The organism is Streptomyces sp. BI87 (assembly GCF_025957665.1).
Lineage (GTDB): Bacteria > Actinomycetota > Actinomycetes > Streptomycetales > Streptomycetaceae > Streptomyces > Streptomyces albidoflavus.
In genome coordinates this window covers 2,183,907-2,200,563 of the sequence record NZ_CP110079.1, presented here as the reverse complement: position 1 = coordinate 2,200,563, position 16,657 = coordinate 2,183,907, and the positions used below count along the sequence as shown (strand labels likewise).

The window sequence follows — 16,657 nt, the reverse complement described above, 5'->3', positions numbered from 1 at the left end:
CGGCGTCCCCGGACCGGTCGCGTCACGCGGGCGGCGGTCCCCAGGGCGGCTCACCCAGCGCCGCCAGCTCCCGGCGCGCCCGCTCGGCGTGGAGCGGCGAGAACTCCGGGGCCAGCCGCAGGGCGCGGGCCAACTGCCGCCGGGCCGCGCCCGGCTCGCCCAGGGCCAGGTGGACCATGCCCAGGCGGTAGGCGGGCAGCGCGGTGTTCGGCCCGTCCTTCACCGCTGCCCGCAGCCGGGGCAGCGCCTCCGCGGACCGCCCGGCCCGGTGCAGCGCCCACCCGAGGGCGCCGGCCGCCGCCGGACCCGGATGGCGCCGGTGCTCGTCGCCCAGCAGCCGCACCGCCTCGGCCGGGTCCCCGTGGTCCGCCTCCAGCCGCCCGAGCGCCAACTCCTGCCGTACGCCGTCCCGGGCCAGGGCCGCCGCCTGGTGCCGGGCGAGCGCGAAGTGGTCGGCCGCCTCGCCGGAGCGGCCCAGCGCCAGCAGCAGTTCGCCCGACTCCACGGCGTACCCGGGGCGCGGCGCCGCCGCCCGGGCCCGCGCCCACGCCCTCAGCGCCTCCTCGATCCGGCCGAGCCCGGCCAGCGCGCGGGCCCGCCCGGCCGCCGCCCCGTCGTGCTCCGGCTCGGCCCGCAGCGCCGCCTCGTGCCGGGCCAGCGCCGTCTCCGCCTCGCCCCGCTCCCAGGCCAGGTCACCGGCGCGGGCCAGGGCGGCGGCCCGCTCGGCCGGGGTCGCCGCGCGGGCCGCCGCGTCGTGCACGGTCGCCTCCGCGTCCTCCCGCCAGCCGCGCTCCCGGTGCACCCAGGCCGCCGCCACCTCCGCCACCGGACCCGGCCGCACCTCCCGCAGCCGCTCCAGCGCCCGGTCCGCGCCCTGGGCGTCACCCGTCCCCGGGTACGCCTCCAGCAGCACCCGGTACGCCGCCGCCCGCCCCGGCGCCCGGTCTCGCGCCGCCTCGCCCCAACGGACCGCCCCCGCCCAGTCCTGCCGCCCCGCCGCCAGCACCGCGAGCCCCGTCAGTGCCCGCACGTCGGGCGTGCCGCCCTGCGCCAGGGCGCGCTGGAGGGCGCGTTCGGCCTCGGTGTACGCGCCCGGGGCGCCGGAGCGCGCGGCGCGTTCGGCGAGGGCGGCGCCCAGCACCGCCCAGGAGGCCCGGTCGGCCGGCTCGCGGCGTACCCGCTGTTGCCGCTCACCGATCAGCGCCGCCAGGTCGGCCAGGGCGGCGGGGCGCCCCGCCTCGGCGGCGGCCAGCGCACGTTCGGCCGGGGCGGGCGGGGTGAGGGTGGCCCGGTCCTGGCCGAGCCGGTCCACGGCGACGACCCCGCCGCCCGCCAGCAGCAGGCCGGCGCCGACGGCCGCCGACAGGCGCAGCCCCCGGCGGCGCGGACGGCGCGCGGCAGGAGGCGGGGGAGTGCCCGGCACCCCCTGCGGCAGGCGCGGGCGCGGGGCGCGCGCCACCCCGGCCGGCGGCGTGCGGGGGCCCGTCCGCAGCCCTGTCCCGGGCCGCCCTGTCTCCCTGTCCATGCCGCACACTGTGCGCCAGTACGACGATCGCACCGCCACTCAAGCCGCTGGTCGCCGACGGGTTCACACGATTGGCCGCCGGTGCCACCCTGTGCCCATGCCTGAGCCGCAGATGCCCGCGCCCCCCGCCGCAGCGCCGCCCGCACCCACCGGCCCCACCGCACTCCTGGACCGGCTCCGCGAGGGCCTGCCCGCCGGAGCCGTCCTTACCGACCCCGACGTCACCGCCGCCTACGCCCACGACATGGCGAGCTTCTGCGAGGCCGGCAAACCCGCCGCCGTCGTGCTGCCCCGCACCACCGAACAGGTGCAGCACGTCATGCGGACCGCCACCGCCTTCCGCGTCCCGGTCGTCCCGCAGGGGGCCCGTACCGGACTCTCCGGCGCCGCCAACGCCGTCGACGGCTGCCTCGTCCTCTCCCTGGTCAAGATGGACCGCGTCCTGGAGATCGACCCGGTCAACCGCATCGCCGTGACCGAACCCGGCGTCGTCAACGCGGTCCTCTCCCGCGCCGTCGAGGAACACGGCCTCAGCTACCCGCCCGACCCCTCCTCCTGGGAGACCTGCACCATCGGCGGCAACATCGGCACCGCCTCCGGCGGCCTGTGCTGCGTCAAGTACGGGGTCACCGCCGAGTACGTCCTCGGCCTCGACGTGGTCCTCGCCGACGGCCGCCTCCTCACCACCGGCCGCCGCACCGCCAAGGGCGTCGCCGGGTACGACCTCACCCGGCTCTTCGTCGGCTCCGAGGGCAGCCTCGGCGTCGTCGTCAAGGCCGTCCTCGCCCTCAAGCCCCGCCCGCCGAAGCAGCTCGCGCTGGCCGCCGAGTTCCCCTCGGCCGCCGCCGCGGGGGACGCCGTCTGCCGGATCATGGCCGAGGGGCACACCCCGTCCCTGCTCGAACTCATGGACCGCACCACCGTCCGCGCCGTCAACGCGATGGCCCGCATGGGCCTGCCGGAGACCACCGAGGCGCTGCTGCTCGCCGCCTTCGACACCCCCGACCCCGCGGCCGACCTCGCCGCCGTCGGCGCCCTCTGCGAGGCCGCGGGAGCCACCGGCGTGGTCCCCGCCGAGACCGAGGCCGAGTCCGAACTCCTCCTGGCCGCCCGGCGGATGTCGCTGGTCGCCCTGGAGGCGGTCAAGGGGACCACGATGATCGACGACGTCTGCGTCCCCCGCTCCCGCCTCGCCGAACTCCTCGAAGGCGTCGAGGAGATCGCCGGCCGGTACGACCTCACCATCGGCGTCTGCGCCCACGCCGGGGACGGCAACACCCACCCCACCGTCTGCTTCGACGCCTCCGACGCCGACGAGGCCCGCCGCGCCCGCGAGTCCTTCGACGCGATCATGGCGCTCGGCCTGGAACTCGGCGGCACCATCACCGGCGAACACGGCGTCGGCGTCCTCAAGAAGGAGTGGCTCGCCCGCGAACTCGGGCCCACCGGCGTCGAGGTGCAGCGCTCGCTCAAGGCCGCCCTCGACCCGCTCGGCCTCCTCAACCCCGGCAAGCTCTTCTGACCCGCCGCCCTCCTCCGCGTCAACCCGGCGCGCCGAAGAGACGTACGGCGCGTCGGGTTGACGCGGAGGAGGGGCGGGCCGGGGTCACTCACCGTCCGGCCCGGGCGCCTCCTCCGACCACGGGTCGCCGCGCCACAGGTCGTCCGCCGGGGCGGGCTCCAGCAGCCGGGCGAGCCCCGCGTCCATCTCCAGCCGCTCGTGCTCCGTGCCCGGCGGCACCAGGGCCAGGGTGCGTTCCAGCCAGGCCGAGACCGCCACCGAGGGCGCCTGGAGCAGCGCGTCCCCGTCCGGCGAACTCAGCGCCATCAGCAGGACGTTGCGCCCGCCCACCTTCGACGGCCAGATCCGCACGTCCCCGTGGCCGCAGGGCCGGAACACCCCCTCCACCAGCAGCTCCCGGGCGAAGGTCCAGTGCACCGGGTTCTGCGAACCCAGGTGGAAGGTGACACTCACCGCGAACGGATCGGCCGCCGCGTACACCAGCCGCGCCGGTACGGCGATGCTCCGCTCGGGCGAAAGGACCAGCCGCAGTTCCAGCTCGCGTTCCACAACGGTGTTCATCTCGGTGCGCTCCTCAGCTCTCCCGCAAAGTCCGTCCCCCGAGGGCCGGACGTCCTGCCGTCCGCCTGCCCCCGCAGGGCCGCCGGACGGTCCGTCACCAGGCGAGAGCGCGCCCGATGCCGGGCATTACGCGACTTCGGCGGAGATTTTTTTCCGCCGCCCCCGCGACCGTCCGCGAAGCCCCCTCCGTACGGTGCCCGGCGCCGCCCGCGAGCGGACCGGTCCGCGCACACCGGCCCGCCGGACAGGGGAGTTCTGATAAATGTGGACGCCACCACAACACCCCCGAACAGATACGGGACGACGGACCATGAGCGCCCCAACCCCGGCACCCGGTGACGACAGGCCCAGCCCGGCCTACTACCCCGACCCGTCCATCCCCGGCTACATCCGGTACTGGAACGGCGCCTCCTGGGTCCCCGGCACCAGCCGCCCGGCCCCCGCCGCCGGCGAACCCCTGCCCGCACCGCCCCCGGGCTCCGTCCCCGCCACCCCGGCGCCCGCCGAGGAGACCGGCCCCGTCTTCCTCGACGAGGACCCGGCCGCCCCCAGCGCCGAGGGCCCGGCCCGCGACAGCGCCTGGGGCGCCGACCCCGCCCGCCAGTCCGGCTTCGGCGGCGCCCCGGACCACCGCGTCTCCTGGGGCGGCCCGGACCCCGCCGTCCCCGACCCGCGCACCGGCGAGCCCGCCGCCCCCGCCAAGCCCGTCGAGGGAACCCTGACCTTCCGGCGCCCGCCCGGCCCCGTCACCCCGGCCGCCCGCCGCGAGGCCGCCGACCCCGCCGGACCCTCCGGCCTCGCCCAGGCCCCGGTCGACCCGCGCGGCACCTCGGCCCCGGCCGCACCCACCACCCCCGCCCCGCGCCAGGACCCCGGCACCCTGCCGATGCGCGCCCTGCCCCGCACCCCCGCCCCCGAACAGCCCGCCGCCCCGGTCGTGCCCCAGCCCCGGCCCGCGCCGGCGCCGGCCCCGGCACCGGTACAGCAGCCGGCCCCGGCCCAGCCCGGCTGGGCCCAGCAGCCCCCGGCGCCGCCCGCACCGGCTGCCCCGGCCGCTCCCGCCCGGTCCGACGAGAACGTCCCGGTGGTCCCCTGGAAACCGCCCGTCGAGGACCCGTTCCTCGCCGCCGCCCGCGCCCAGGCCGCCGCCCGCCCGGCCGGACTGGGGCGGCGGCTGGCCGCCCGGCTCGTCGACACCCTGGTGGTCGGCGCCGTCACCGCTGCCGCGGCCGTACCCCTGACCTCGGCCGCCCGCGACCACCTCGACGCCAAGATCGAGGCGGCCAAGCTCTCCGGACGTACCGTCACCGTCTGGCTGCTGGACGGCACCACCGCCGGGTACCTCGCCGCGGTCCTCGCCGTCCTCCTCCTCTTCGGTGTCGTCTACGAGGCGCTGCCCACCGCCAAGTGGGGCCGCACCCTCGGCAAGAAGCTGTTCGGGCTGCGCGTCCAGGACATCGAGGAGCACGACGCCCCCACCTTCGGGGCGGCGCTCAAGCGCTGGCTGGTGTACAGCGTGCCCGGGCTGCTGGTGGTCGGCGTGGTCGGTGTCCTGTGGTGCCTCTTCGACCGGCCCTGGCGCCAGTGCTGGCACGACAAGGCGGCCCGCACCTTCGTCGCCCGATAGGCGCAATCCGGCCCCGCCGCCTCCCCCGGACGGCTCCCCGGCGGATGCGGGGGGACCCGGGGCGCGGTCGACTCGGCCCATGACGACCGAACCGCCGCCCCCCGGGTCCGGCAACTCGCCGGACGACGACCCGTTCCGCAAGCCGCCCCCGTCCGGCGGCGGCAGCCCCTACGACCCGCCCCCGCCGAGCGGTGGCGGGGGCGGCCCGTACGGCGGCAACCCGTACGACAACCCGCCGCCCCCCGGCGGAGGCGGCCCCTACGGCCCGGCCGGGGGCGGCGGCCCGTACGGCGGTGACCCGCTGGCGGGCATGCCGCCGCTGGCGCCGAGCGGCAAGCGCGTGCTGGCCCGGATCATCGACATGATCATCGTCGGCGTCGTGGTCTGGCTGCTGTCGCTGCTCTTCAGTGTCGGCACCTGGGACTCGGACGTGGACAACATCGACGCCGGCAAGTCCTTCGGCCAGTCCCTGATCGCCGCCATCCTCTACATCGGCTACGACACGATCCTCACCGCCCGCACCGGCCAGACCGTCGGCAAGCGCCTCCTGCACCTGCGCGTCGCCGACCTGAGCAACGGCGCGACGCCCAGCATGCAGACCTCCCTGATCCGCGCCGTGGTCCTCTGGCTGCCGTTCGCCTTCTGCTGTGCCTGCATCTGGACCATCATCTGCGGCGGCTGGAGCTTCTTCGACCGGCCGTACAAGCAGGGGCTGCACGACAAGGCGGCGAAGACGGTCGAGGTCACCACCGGCTGACCGGCGGCCCGCATACGGCAGGCCGCGCGGCGGCGGCGCACCAGGTCCCGGCCGGGCTCCCCAGGGAGCCCGGCCGGGACCTTTCGCGTGCTCGCCCGCTCAGCCCCGCAACCCCCGCTCCCCGCCGGGCAGGGCCACCCCGGCGTGGCGCCGGACGGCCTCGCCGCGCGTACCGGCCGGGGCGACGGGGCGTGCCCGGGGCACCGCGCAGGCGGCGCCGAGCCCGAGGCCGAGCGCGGCGGCGGCGATCAGCGCCACCCCCGCCCCGCCGGTCGTCCCGGTGAGCAGCAGCAGGGCGAGCGTGGCAAGGACCACGGTGGCCGTGCCGGTGGCGTACTGGGCGGGGGTGGGGCGAGCCATGGCGGACCGTCCTGGGCGTCTCGGGGGTGTCGTGCCACCCCGGCCCTCGGGAGGCGGGGTGGCACGGGACGTTGGTGCGGCCGGCCGCGCGGGTGGGGCACCGGGCGGCCGGGCCGGGCCGTGGTCGGCCTCAAGGGAGGCGATGCCCCACGCCCAAGGCCGGTAAGCCGCCCGGCACTTCGGCGGTGAGGCACGTGGGGGCGCACGGGGTCACCGGGTGCGGAAGGCTGGCGCCCCGGTGGCGCACGGCCGTACAGTCGGCCGCCGCCCGGGTGTCCGCTCCCGCCAACCGGCGCTCCGCATAACGTTATTGACCTGTTCAAGTCAAGACCTGTCTTTTCTCCCGCCACTCCGGTCGAATGTCGTCACTTGTGTTCCGTGCCGGGCGGAGACGCGGCAGCAGGCCGCAGTCCCCGGCGCCCGGCCTCTCGGGAGGACAGCGCACACGTGAGCAGACATCGCAGAGCCTTCAGGGCCACCGCCCTGAGCGTGGCCATCGCCGCGATAGGCGCGACGACCGCAGCGGTCGGCACCGCACAGGCAGCCGACCGCCCGGCCGGAGACGACCAGGCCGTCGAGCGCCGCGACCCGGCGCCCGCCAAGGGCCACGTCGAGCACAACCTCGAAGGCCCGTTCAGCGAGAAGCAGGAGAAGCAGCGCGGCGAGGCCCTGCGTCAGCTCATATCGGGCGACAAGAAGGCCAGCCAGCGCGACGGCTCCCGGGTCCTGCGCCTCGACGACGGCAAGTACGTCGAGCTGGGCCGGGAGAAGACCGACCAGATCTTCACCATCCTCGTGGAGTTCGGCGACAAGGTCGACGACACCACGATGTACGACCCGGACGGCCCCGAGGGCCCCGAGGAGCCCGTCGTCAAGTACGGCGGCGAGCCCGGCCCGCTGCACAACCAGATCGCCGAGCCCGACCGGAAGAACGACAACTCCACCGACTGGAAGGCGGACTTCTCCCGCGACCACTTCCAGGACCTGTACTTCTCCACGGAGAAGAACAAGGAGTCCGTCAAGAAGTACTACGAGAAGCAGTCCTCGGGCCGCTACTCGGTCGACGGCGAGGTCACCGACTGGGTCAAGGTCGACTACAACGAGGCCCGTTACGGCTCCAACTACTGCGGCGACACCAACTGCGCCAACGTCTGGGACGTCGTCCGCGACGGTGTCAACCAGTGGGCCGCCGACCAGAAGGCCGCCGGCCGCTCCGACGCCGAGATCAAGGAGCAGCTGGCCCGGTACGACACCTGGGACCGCTACGACTTCGACGGCGACGGCGACTTCAACGAGCCCGACGGCTACATCGACCACTTCCAGATCGTCCACGCCGGCGAGGACGAGTCCGCGGGCGGCGGCGCCCAGGGCACCGACGCCATCTGGGCCCACCGCTGGTACGCGTACGGCACCGACGCCGGCAAGACCGGCCCGGCCGGCAACAAGGCGGGCGGCGCCCAGATCGGCGACACCGGCATCTGGGTCGGCGACTACACCGTCCAGCCCGAGAACGGCGGCCTCGGCGTCTTCGCCCACGAGTACGGCCACGACCTCGGCCTGCCCGACCACTACGACACCAGCGGCGCCGGCGAGAACTCCACCGCCTTCTGGTCGCTGATGTCCTCGGGCTCCTGGCTCGGCACCGGCAAGACCGAGATCGGCAACCTGCCCGGCGACATGACCGCCTGGGACAAGCTCCAGCTGGGCTGGCTCGACTACGCGACCGCCAAGGCGGGCACCAGGTCGACGCACAAGCTGGGCGTCGCCGAGTACAACACCAAGGACAAGCAGGCCCTCGTGGTCGAGCTGCCCGAGAAGGAAGTCACCACCACCATCACCGAGCCCGCCGAGGGCTCCGCCCAGTGGTGGTCCGACAGCGGCGACGACCTCAAGAACACCCTGACCCGCCCGGTCGACCTCACCGGCAGGTCCGCCGCCACCCTGGACCTCAAGGGCTGGTGGAACATCGAGGAGAACTACGACTTCCTCTACACCGAGGTCTCCACCGACGGCGGCGCCAACTGGACCGCGCTCGACGGCACCGTCGACGGCAAGCCGCTGCCCCGCGACGGCGGCGACACCCCCGCCCTGCACGGCGTCTCCGACGGCTACCGCGCCCTCTCCTTCCCGCTGGACGCCTACGCCGGCCAGCAGATCGAGCTGCGCTTCCGCTACCAGACCGACGGCGGCCTGGCCGAGCCCGGCTTCGCCGCCGACGCGATCTCCCTGACCGCCGACGGCGAGGAGCTGTTCGCCGACGGCGCCGAGGACGGCGACAACGGCTGGACCGCCAAGGGCTTCCAGCGCATCGGTGCCTCCTTCACCCAGGACTACCCGCAGTACTACATCGCCGAGAACCGCCAGTACGTCAGCTACGACACCACGCTGAAGACGGGCCCGTACAACTTCGGCTGGACCTCGACGCGCCCCGACTGGGTCGAGCACTTCCCCTACCAGAACGGCCTGCTGATCTGGCTGTGGGACACCTCCCAGAAGGACAACAACACCGGCGTCCACCCCGGTGAGGGCCGCGTGCTGCCCATCGACGCCCACCCGAAGGCCGAGAAGTGGGCCGACGGAACGATCATGCGCAACCGCGTCCAGGCGTACGACGCGCCCTTCAGCTGGTACCCGACGCAGGGCTTCACCCTCCACCAGGACGGCAAGCCCGCCAAGGTCAAGCCGAAGCTCGGCATCCCCGTCTTCGACGACGGGTTCCCCGGGCGCTACTACGACGCGGCCAACCCCACCGGGTCGGTCAAGGTCACTGACACCAACACCCGGATCAGCATCACCAAGGAGCCGCTGAGCGGCAAGACGATCACGGTGAAGGTCGGGCCCTCGCTGAAGTAGCCCGCGAAACCGCAGGTCAGCGCCTTGTCGGCCGTCGCCCTCTAGCGGGCGGCGGCCGATCGCGCTTAGATGCACCCGTGACCGTCTTATTGACACGACTTCTCACGGGGGTGAGCTGAGGGATGGCCGCAGGTGGATTTGTCCGGATGCCGGGGGGGAGTGTCGTCGTCGCGCTGAGTCTGCCCGCGCCGATGCCCGGGGGCGGGCGGGGTGAGCAGCGGGTGCGGGTGCTCGTCCATGCCAAGAACAGGGCCCGGGCCCTGACCCGGCTCCGTAACCTCGGGCTGCGGGCCGTCTACCTCCGGGGGAACGCGGCGCCCCCGACCCCGGACGAGATCACGGCCGTCCTCCACCACCCCGACGGCCTCATATGGCGCACCGCGGCCCCCGCTCCCTCGGCCGACCTCACCGTCTCCCGCCCACCGGAACTCTGGCGCCCGATCCGGGCGCTGCTCGCCTGAGACGCTTGGCTGCGCCGCTACTGGGGGTGCCCGGTTGTTGCCCGCGCCGGTCCAAGATGGCCTCAAGCGTCGGCCGGGCTGGTGTTTGCCGGGCTCCGTCCCGACCGTGCCGGTCACCGACTGGCCTCAAACGCCGGCCGGGCTGTGAGGGTCGCGGTTCGTTCGCCGTCTGGGTCGGGCGGGGCCGGGCCGGGGTACCTCCTCACAAACTGCATGGTGCGGGGTCAGTCGCTTCATGGCGGCCGTGTGTGCAGTTTGCTGCGGGGGCACCCCGACCCGTCCCCGCCCTTCCGTTTCGTCGGCGTCGTCCCGCCGGTGGGTGGGGGAAAAGCCAGACCGTCCCCGATTGATCTTTGTGGCGAGCGAGACCGACGACGGTGGTTGTTGTGGAGAGGCCCGGTATGGGTGACGGCCTCTTCCGCCCTCCGGCGGTTGGCCGCGTACGAGACCGTGGGGTGGGGTCGTGTCGGGGTGCCCCCGCAGCAAACTGCACACGAGGCCGCCATGCTCCAACTCACCCCGCACCATGCAGTTTGTGAGGAGGTACCCCGGCGCGGCCCCGCCCCACCCCCGTGCCGGAGGAACCGCGACCCTCATAGCCCGGCCGGCGTTTGAGGCCAATCAGTGACCGGTACGGGCAGCAACCGGTCCCCAGCAGCGGCGCAGCCACATCGCTCAGGCCTGGGCGAGCTTGCCCGTGAGGGCAGCCCCCGCCTCGCGGAGTTCGGTGACGGTGGTGGCGACGGAGTCGGGGGCGACCCCGGCCGCGAGGTCGAGGAGGACGCGGGTGCCGAACCCCGCGGCGAGGGCGTCCAGGGCCGTGGCACGCACGCAGTAGTCGGTGGCGAGCCCGACCACGTCGACATCGGTGACCCCCTGTTCCCGGAGCCAGTCGGCAAGGCCGACCCCGTTCTCGTCGACCCCCTCGAACCCGCTGTAGGCGGCCGAGTACGCCCCCTTGTCGAAGACGGCCTCGACCGCCCCGGAGACCAGGGCGGGCGCGAAGGCGGGGTGGAACCCGGCCCCCTCGGTCCCGGCCACGCAGTGCACCGGCCAGGAGTCCCGGAAGTCGGGCCGGGCGGAGAAGTGGTCGCCCGGTTCTATGTGGTGGTCCCGGGTGGCGACGACGTGGTCGTAGAGCTCCCGCCCGGGCCCGTCGAGGTGCTCGGTGATCGCGGCGGCCACCTCCGCCCCGCCGGTGACGGCGAGGCTGCCGCCCTCGCAGAAGTCGTTCTGGACGTCGACGACGATCAGTGCGCGGCGCATGGCGTGCCCTTCGGTGGCGGATCGGATACGGACGGTGCGGGCGGGGCGGCGGCTCTCACTGTCGAGCGTAGGCACCGGCGGCCCGGTTCGGCAGGGCCGGGGCGGCCTCAGCCCGGCTGCGGGGCCACGTACTCGGTCGGGATGACCGGTTCGCCCTTGGAGAGCTGGGTGGCGGAGAGCGGCAGCGCGGCCCGCGCGGCGGCGTGCCGTTCGCGCGCCACGTCCATCGGCTCCCGCCCGACCACCTCACCGTCGCGCACCAGCTCGACCAGGAGCTGCGCGTCGGCCAGCTCCGCCGGCACCGGGCCGGTCCCGACCACCTCGGCCTCGGCGACCCCCTCGGCGTCCCGGCGCCGGGCCGCCCACTTCCGCCCGCCCAGCGAGCTCTTCCCGCCCAGCGACTTCTTGGCCACCGGCTCCAGCGGCGCCCCGGGCTCGGTGGAGCGGGCCCGCGCCACCAGTTTGTAGACCATGGAGCAGGTGGGGTGCCCGCTGCCGGTCACGAGCTGGGTCCCGACCCCGTACGCGTCCACCGGCGCGGCGGCCAGCGAGGCGATGGCGTACTCGTCGAGGTCGGAGGTGACGACGATCCGGGTGTCGCGCGCCCCGAGCCGGTCGAGCTGGTCGCGGACCCGGTGGGCGACGAGCAGCAGGTCCCCGGAGTCGATCCGGACCGCGCCCAGCTCCGGCCCGGCCACCTCGACGGCGGTGCGGACGGCCTCCTGGACGTCGTAGGTGTCGACCAGCAGCGTCGTGCCCCGTCCGAGCGCGGCCACCTGGGCCTCGAAGGCGTCCCGCTCGTTGTCGTGCAGGAGGGTGAAGGCGTGGGCGCTGGTCCCGGTGGTCGGGATGTCGTAGCGGAACCCGGCGGCCAGGTCGGAGGTGGTGGTGAAGCCGCCGATGTACGCGGCCCGGGAGGCGGCGACGGCGGCCAGTTCGTGGGTGCGCCGCGCCCCCATCTCGATGAGGGGCCGCCCGGCGGCCGCCGAGGACATCCGGGAGGCGGCGGCGGCGATGGCCGAGTCGTGGTTGAGGATGGAGAGGATCACCGTCTCCAGCAGGACGCACTCGGCGAAGGCGCCCTCGACCCGCAGCACCGGGGAGCCGGGGAAGTACACCTCGCCCTCCGGGTAGCCGGAGATGATGCCGCTGAAGCGGTAGCCGGCCAGGTAGGCGAGGGTGGCCTCGTCGACGACGCCGTGGGTGCGGAGGTGGTCGAGCTGGGCCGGTTCGAAGCGGAAGTGCTCGACGGCGTCCAGGACCCGGCCGACCCCGGCGAGCACGCCGTACCGGCGGCCCTCGGGGAGCTTGCGGGTGAAGACCTCGAAGACGCACGGGCGGTCGGCGGTGCCGGCGGCGAGGGCCGCCTGGAGCATCGTCAGCTCGTAGTGGTCGGTGAACAGGGCCGTGGACGGCACCTCGACCGGCAGCCGCAGCGCGTCCTCGCCGGTCCGGGCCGGGCGGCCACCGGGTGCCGTGTTCCTGGGTTCCGCAGTGCTCACGGGGACAACCTCGCATTTCCGGGTGCGGCCGACGACCGCCACAGCGGCGGGCACGGCTGGATGCTACCCCACTTAACGTCAGTATGACGATTTCCAGGTCGGGGTCCGCCACCGCGGCGCGGAACCCTACGGGCCCCGCCGTTTGTGCGCCCGCGCGCCCCGGATGGCAGCATGGGCAGGGTGAGTGTGTCGCCCGCAGAGACCGAGCAACCCGCAGCGGCGGAGGAGACCTTCGCCGTACCCGAACCCGACCTGCCCTGGGTCACCATCGTCCACAACGACCCGGTGAACCTGATGAGCTACGTCGCCTACGTCTTCCAGGCGTACTTCGGGTACTCCAAGGAGAAGGCCAACAAGCTGATGCTCGACGTCCATCACAAGGGGCGCGCCGTAGTCTCCAGCGGCAGCCGCGAGGAGATGGAGCGCGACGTGCAGGCCATGCACGGCTACGGACTCTGGGCCACCCTCCAGCAGGACCGCGCCTGATGGCCGGGTACTTCGAGCCCACCGAGAAGGGCGCCGCGGCCACCCTCGACGCCGTCGAGATCTCCATCATCCGCTCGCTGGCGGTGCAGCTCCTGGAGCTGATCGGTCCCGGCGACGACCACCTCGGCGACGACCCGCTCGCCGAGCTGTTCGCCGAGGGCCCGAGCGAGGCGCCCACGGACCCGGTCCTGCGCCGCCTCTTCCCCGACGCGTACGCCGACCCGGCCACCGCCGCCACCGCGCAGGAGGCCGAGGAGCTGCGGGCCCGTTCGGCCGAGTTCCGCCGCTTCACCGAGAACGACCTGCGGGCCGCCAAGCGCGAGACCGCCCTGCTGGTCGTCCGCACCCTCGACGCCGTCCCGGTCGACAGCGAGGGCGGCGGCACCGTCGAGCTGGCCCCCGACCAGTCCCGCCAGTGGATCGGCGCCCTCAACGACCTGCGCCTGGCCATCGCGGCCCGGCTCGACCTGCGCGACGAGTCCGACACCGACGAGCTGTTCCAGCTCCCGGACTCCGACCCGCGCAAGCCCATGGTCATCGCCCAGCTGTGGCTGGCGGGCCTCCAGGAGAGCCTGATCGAGACGCTCATGGCGGGCGACTGAACCACTCCGGACGCCGGGCGTGGGGGTCGACCGGTGGTAATCGGTTGAACCCCGCGCCCGGCGCCGCTGCAATGGCGCGGAGGGGCGCGCGCCAGGGGGCGCGCGACTGCGTTCCCAGGGGAGGGGCCCGCCCGTGCACATGTCACCGCCGCCGCCGTCCGACGCCACGCCCGGGAGCGGGCCGCCCGTTCCGCTCGGCGCCCTCGTCCCCCTGACCCGCCCCGGCTGGACCGAGGCGGGCCGCCATCTGCTCGCCGGCCTTGAGCTGGCGGTGGACGAGGTGAACGCGGCCGGCGGGATCGGCGGCCGGCCGCTGGAGCTGCTGGTGCGGGACACCGCGGCAGACCCGGGGCGGGCCGAGGCGGCCGTCGAGGAGCTGGCGGGGCTGGAGGTCGCCGCCGTGGCGGGGGAGTACCACAGCGTCGTCGCCCGGGCCGCCGCCGTCCGGGCCGAGGCGCTCGGGGTGCCGTTCCTCTGCTCCTCGGCGGTGCTCGACGCGCTCACCGAGGAGCCGGCCGCGTGGGTCGCGCGGCTCGCCCCGGCACAGTCGCACGGCTGGCGGAGCTACGCCGGCTTCCTCCTGGCGGCGGGCCACCGCCGGATCGCCGTGGCCCGGCAGGCGAGCCTCTACTGGGAGACCGGGACCCGCATCCTCCGCGACCATCTCGGGCAGCGGGGCGGCACCGTCACCGAGCTGGACGCCGACGCGCTCACCCCCGGGGAGCTGTGCGACGCGCTGGCCGAGGACGGCGCCACGGCGCTCCTGCTGCTCGCCGGGACCCCGGAACCGGCGGTCCCGCTGGTCCGTGCCGTCCGCGCCGACCGGCGGCTCGACGGGGTGCTGATCGGGGCCCCGGCCGGACAGCCGGAGTTCCCCGGCTGGCTCGCGGCGCTGGGCGCCGACGGCGCCGGGGTCCCCTTCCTGCGCTACCTGCCCGAGCGGCCCGGTCCGCAGGCCGTCCGCCTCGGCGAGGCGCTGCGGGCGCGGCTGGGTGAGGAACCCTCCTTCGTCGCCTACGAGGGGTGGGACACCGTGGCCGTCCTCGCCGAGGCGCTGCGGACGTACGGGACCGGGCGGGCGGACGTGGTCCGGGCCTGGGAGGACGGGGCGGTCGCGGGCACCCGGGGCGAGATCCGGTTCTCCCGGGTGGCGGGGATCGGGGTGCGGCAGTGGGCGTGGCCGCCGGTCCAGGTGGCCGACCGGGACCCGGCGGAGCCGGGGCGGTTCCGCGTACTCCACCAAGGCTGAGCCCGCAAGGCGGGGCCTGGCTGCCGGAGGTCCGGGAGCGCCTTCCGGAGGCTGTCGCGCGTGGCCCGCTGTTCGCTCAACGGACTCCCAAATCCGCATAACGATGCCGTCAAAGGCCCGGCCGTCTATGCCGTCCGGCAGGCGGAATGTCCCCTTCTGTTTGTGGACCGGGTCACAGACCGCCAAGTGGAATGAAAGCTTCCGCGTGGTAGACCTTCACGACCACCCACGCGGACGCCACCCCTGTTCTCGTGGGCGCGTCCCCGCCGGCGGACCCCGGTGGGCGGTACTCCACATCCACATCCGGGGGGATCGGGACCCGGGTCACGGCCGACGGAAGGCCACGGCCCGGCGGAGAAAGGCGCACCACCATGTCCTCGACTCAGGTCGACACCGTCAGCGACGGAGAGCCGGGCCCCGGGCGAGGCGGCCCGTCCACGCCGCACGGCGGCGAGGGTTACCAGCGGGGCCTCGGCGCCCGCCAGATCCAGATGATCGCCATCGGCGGGGCCATCGGCACCGGCCTCTTCCTCGGTGCGGGCAAGGCCATCTCCAAGGCCGGCCCCAGCCTCATCCTGGCCTACGCCATCGCGGGCCTCGTCATCTTCTTCATCATGCGCGCCCTGGGCGAGCTGCTGATGTACCGGCCGGTCTCCGGCTCCTTCTCGGAGTACGCCCGCGAGTTCATCGGCCCGTTCGCCGGGTTCGTCACCGGCTGGACCTACTGGCTGTTCTGGGTGGTCACCGGCATCACCGAGGTGACCGCCGCCGCCCAGTACATGACGTACTGGTTCGACGTCCCGCAATGGGTCTCGGCGCTCCTGTTCACGATCATCCTCTACGGGGCCAACCTGATCTCCGTGAAGATCTTCGGCGAACTGGAGTTCTGGTTCTCCATGGTCAAGGTCACCGCCATCGTCGGCATGATCCTGATCTGCGTCGGCATCCTGACGCTGGGCTTCTCCGACGCCGGGGACACCGCCACCGTCGCCCACCTCTGGAACCAGGGCGGCTTCTTCCCGGAGGGCATCGGCGGCACGCTGATGACGCTCCAGATCGTCATGTTCGCCTTCCTCGCGGTCGAGCTGGTCGGCGTCACCGCCGGCGAGTCCAAGGACCCGGAGAAGACGCTGCCCAAGGCGATCAACACCGTGCCGTGGCGCATCGCGGTCTTCTACGTCGGCGCGCTCGTCATGATCCTCTCGGTGGTGCCCTGGACGGAGTTCCAGCCCGGCATCAGCCCGTTCGTCGCGGCCTTCGAGAAGATGGGGCTCGGCGTCGGCGCCGCCATCGTCAACTTCGTCGTGCTGACGGCGGCGCTCTCCTCCTGCAACTCCGGCATGTACTCCACCGGCCGGATGCTGCGCGACCTCGCCCTCAACGGGCAGGGCCCGAAGTTCTTCACCCGCCTCACCCGCAGCGGCACCCCGCTGGTCGGCACCACCTTCTCGGCGGCGCTGATGATGGTCGGCGTCTGGATCAACTACCAGTGGCCCGGTGAAGCCTTCAACTACGTGGTGTCCTTCGCCACCATCTCCGGCATGTGGGCCTGGGTCATGATCCTGGTCTGCCAGATCCGCTACCGGGCCAAGGCCGACCGCGGCGAGCTGCCGGTCTCCTCGTTCCGGGCCCCGGGGGCGCCGTTCGCCAGCTGGTTCGCGCTTCTCTTCCTGGCGCTGGTCGTCGTGATGATGGGCATCGACCCGGACACCCGGATCTCGCTGTACTGCGCCCCGCTCTGGGCGGCGATCCTGCTCGTCTCCTACCGGGTGCTGCGCGCCCGCGACCCGCAGAACGCGGCCTTCGCCAAGCGCTGACGGCGGGCCCCGGCCAGGTGCCGGACACCCTCTGTCCACCATGCGGGCCCGCTCGTACCACCCCTCGGT

The 16,657-nt window shown here is 74.3% G+C and carries 14 protein-coding genes; 9 read left to right on the top strand and 5 right to left on the bottom strand.

Annotated features, from left to right (window positions below):
• Positions 1-22: 22 nt before the first annotated feature.
• Positions 23-1,525, bottom strand: coding sequence for a tetratricopeptide repeat protein (locus tag OIM89_RS09480; protein ID WP_229360013.1), 1,503 nt, complete (start codon positions 1,523-1,525; stop codon positions 23-25).
• A 112-nt stretch (positions 1,526-1,637) separates the two neighbouring features.
• On the opposite strand from OIM89_RS09480, the gene OIM89_RS09475 reads away from it, so the two are divergent.
• On the top strand, positions 1,638-3,047 hold the full coding sequence (locus OIM89_RS09475; RefSeq protein WP_051727116.1) for an FAD-binding oxidoreductase: 1,410 nt from the start codon (positions 1,638-1,640) through the stop codon (positions 3,045-3,047).
• Between the two features lie 84 nt (positions 3,048-3,131).
• Here OIM89_RS09475 and OIM89_RS09470 read toward each other — a convergent pair whose 3' ends face one another.
• Positions 3,132-3,608 (bottom strand): SsgA family sporulation/cell division regulator, encoded by a 477-nt coding sequence (locus tag OIM89_RS09470; protein ID WP_030696414.1) that lies wholly within the window; start codon positions 3,606-3,608, stop codon positions 3,132-3,134.
• Positions 3,609-3,918: 310 nt separating this feature from the next.
• Here OIM89_RS09470 and OIM89_RS09465 point away from each other — a divergent pair, with 310 nt between their 5' ends.
• Positions 3,919-5,235: an RDD family protein gene (locus OIM89_RS09465; protein WP_151168230.1), complete on the top strand. Its 1,317-nt coding sequence runs from the start codon at positions 3,919-3,921 to the stop codon at positions 5,233-5,235.
• Between the two features lie 79 nt (positions 5,236-5,314).
• Entirely contained in the window at positions 5,315-5,992 is a 678-nt protein-coding gene (locus OIM89_RS09460; protein ID WP_030696416.1) for an RDD family protein, read from the top strand.
• Positions 5,993-6,091: 99 nt separating this feature from the next.
• On the opposite strand, the gene OIM89_RS09455 is transcribed toward OIM89_RS09460, so the two are convergent.
• Positions 6,092-6,352, bottom strand: a complete 261-nt coding sequence (locus tag OIM89_RS09455; protein ID WP_047470204.1) for a hypothetical protein — start codon at positions 6,350-6,352, stop codon at positions 6,092-6,094.
• Positions 6,353-6,799: 447 nt separating this feature from the next.
• Between OIM89_RS09455 and OIM89_RS09450 the strand changes: the two genes are divergently transcribed.
• Together OIM89_RS09450 and OIM89_RS09445 are read left to right on the top strand one after the other, a co-directional pair.
• Entirely contained in the window at positions 6,800-9,205 is a 2,406-nt protein-coding gene (locus tag OIM89_RS09450; protein WP_030696418.1) for an immune inhibitor A domain-containing protein, read from the top strand.
• A gap of 122 nt (positions 9,206-9,327) precedes the next feature.
• Complete coding sequence (locus OIM89_RS09445) at positions 9,328-9,666, top strand: hypothetical protein (RefSeq protein ID WP_030696419.1); 339 nt, start codon at positions 9,328-9,330, stop codon at positions 9,664-9,666.
• A gap of 675 nt (positions 9,667-10,341) precedes the next feature.
• Here OIM89_RS09445 and OIM89_RS09440 read toward each other — a convergent pair.
• Both OIM89_RS09440 and OIM89_RS09435 read right to left on the bottom strand, forming a co-directional pair.
• Positions 10,342-10,932 (bottom strand): nicotinamidase, encoded by a 591-nt coding sequence (locus OIM89_RS09440; protein ID WP_047470207.1) that lies wholly within the window; start codon positions 10,930-10,932, stop codon positions 10,342-10,344.
• 107 nt (positions 10,933-11,039) lie between these two features.
• A complete protein-coding gene (locus OIM89_RS09435) occupies positions 11,040-12,368 on the bottom strand; it encodes a nicotinate phosphoribosyltransferase (RefSeq protein WP_264491776.1) in 1,329 nt (442 codons plus the stop codon).
• Between the two features lie 237 nt (positions 12,369-12,605).
• Between OIM89_RS09435 and clpS the strand changes: the two genes are divergently transcribed.
• The 4 genes from clpS (at position 12,606) to OIM89_RS09415 (ending at position 16,588) form a co-directional block, all read left to right on the top strand.
• The gene (gene clpS / locus OIM89_RS09430; RefSeq protein WP_030696422.1) at positions 12,606-12,920 is read left to right on the top strand and encodes an ATP-dependent Clp protease adapter ClpS; all 315 of its coding nucleotides are present in this window, start codon (positions 12,606-12,608) and stop codon (positions 12,918-12,920) included.
• A complete protein-coding gene (locus OIM89_RS09425) occupies positions 12,920-13,522 on the top strand; it encodes a DUF2017 domain-containing protein (protein ID WP_030696423.1) in 603 nt (200 codons plus the stop codon). Before clpS ends, OIM89_RS09425 begins: the two co-directional genes overlap by 1 nt.
• 139 nt (positions 13,523-13,661) lie before the next feature.
• A complete protein-coding gene (locus OIM89_RS09420) occupies positions 13,662-14,771 on the top strand; it encodes an ABC transporter substrate-binding protein (protein WP_030696424.1) in 1,110 nt (369 codons plus the stop codon).
• A 371-nt stretch (positions 14,772-15,142) separates the two neighbouring features.
• Positions 15,143-16,588 (top strand): amino acid permease, encoded by a 1,446-nt coding sequence (locus tag OIM89_RS09415; RefSeq protein ID WP_030696425.1) that lies wholly within the window; start codon positions 15,143-15,145, stop codon positions 16,586-16,588.
• Positions 16,589-16,657 lie beyond the last annotated feature (69 nt).

What these genes read in the sequence shown, in the direction of transcription:
- OIM89_RS09480 (WP_229360013.1), bottom strand. Translation starts at nt 1,525, where the DNA reads ATGGACAGGGAGACAGGGCGGCCCGGGACAGGGCTGCGGACGGGCCCC.
- OIM89_RS09475 (WP_051727116.1), top strand. Translation starts at nt 1,638, where the DNA reads ATGCCCGCGCCCCCCGCCGCAGCGCCGCCCGCACCCACCGGCCCCACC.
- OIM89_RS09470 (WP_030696414.1), bottom strand. Translation starts at nt 3,608, where the DNA reads ATGAACACCGTTGTGGAACGCGAGCTGGAACTGCGGCTGGTCCTTTCG.
- OIM89_RS09465 (WP_151168230.1), top strand. Translation starts at nt 3,919, where the DNA reads ATGAGCGCCCCAACCCCGGCACCCGGTGACGACAGGCCCAGCCCGGCC.
- OIM89_RS09460 (WP_030696416.1), top strand. Translation starts at nt 5,315, where the DNA reads ATGACGACCGAACCGCCGCCCCCCGGGTCCGGCAACTCGCCGGACGAC.
- OIM89_RS09455 (WP_047470204.1), bottom strand. Translation starts at nt 6,352, where the DNA reads ATGGCTCGCCCCACCCCCGCCCAGTACGCCACCGGCACGGCCACCGTG.
- OIM89_RS09445 (WP_030696419.1), top strand. Translation starts at nt 9,328, where the DNA reads ATGGCCGCAGGTGGATTTGTCCGGATGCCGGGGGGGAGTGTCGTCGTC.
- OIM89_RS09440 (WP_047470207.1), bottom strand. Translation starts at nt 10,932, where the DNA reads ATGCGCCGCGCACTGATCGTCGTCGACGTCCAGAACGACTTCTGCGAG.
- clpS (WP_030696422.1), top strand. Translation starts at nt 12,606, where the DNA reads ATGGGCAGGGTGAGTGTGTCGCCCGCAGAGACCGAGCAACCCGCAGCG.
- OIM89_RS09425 (WP_030696423.1), top strand. Translation starts at nt 12,920, where the DNA reads ATGGCCGGGTACTTCGAGCCCACCGAGAAGGGCGCCGCGGCCACCCTC.
- OIM89_RS09420 (WP_030696424.1), top strand. Translation starts at nt 13,662, where the DNA reads ATGTCACCGCCGCCGCCGTCCGACGCCACGCCCGGGAGCGGGCCGCCC.
- OIM89_RS09415 (WP_030696425.1), top strand. Translation starts at nt 15,143, where the DNA reads ATGTCCTCGACTCAGGTCGACACCGTCAGCGACGGAGAGCCGGGCCCC.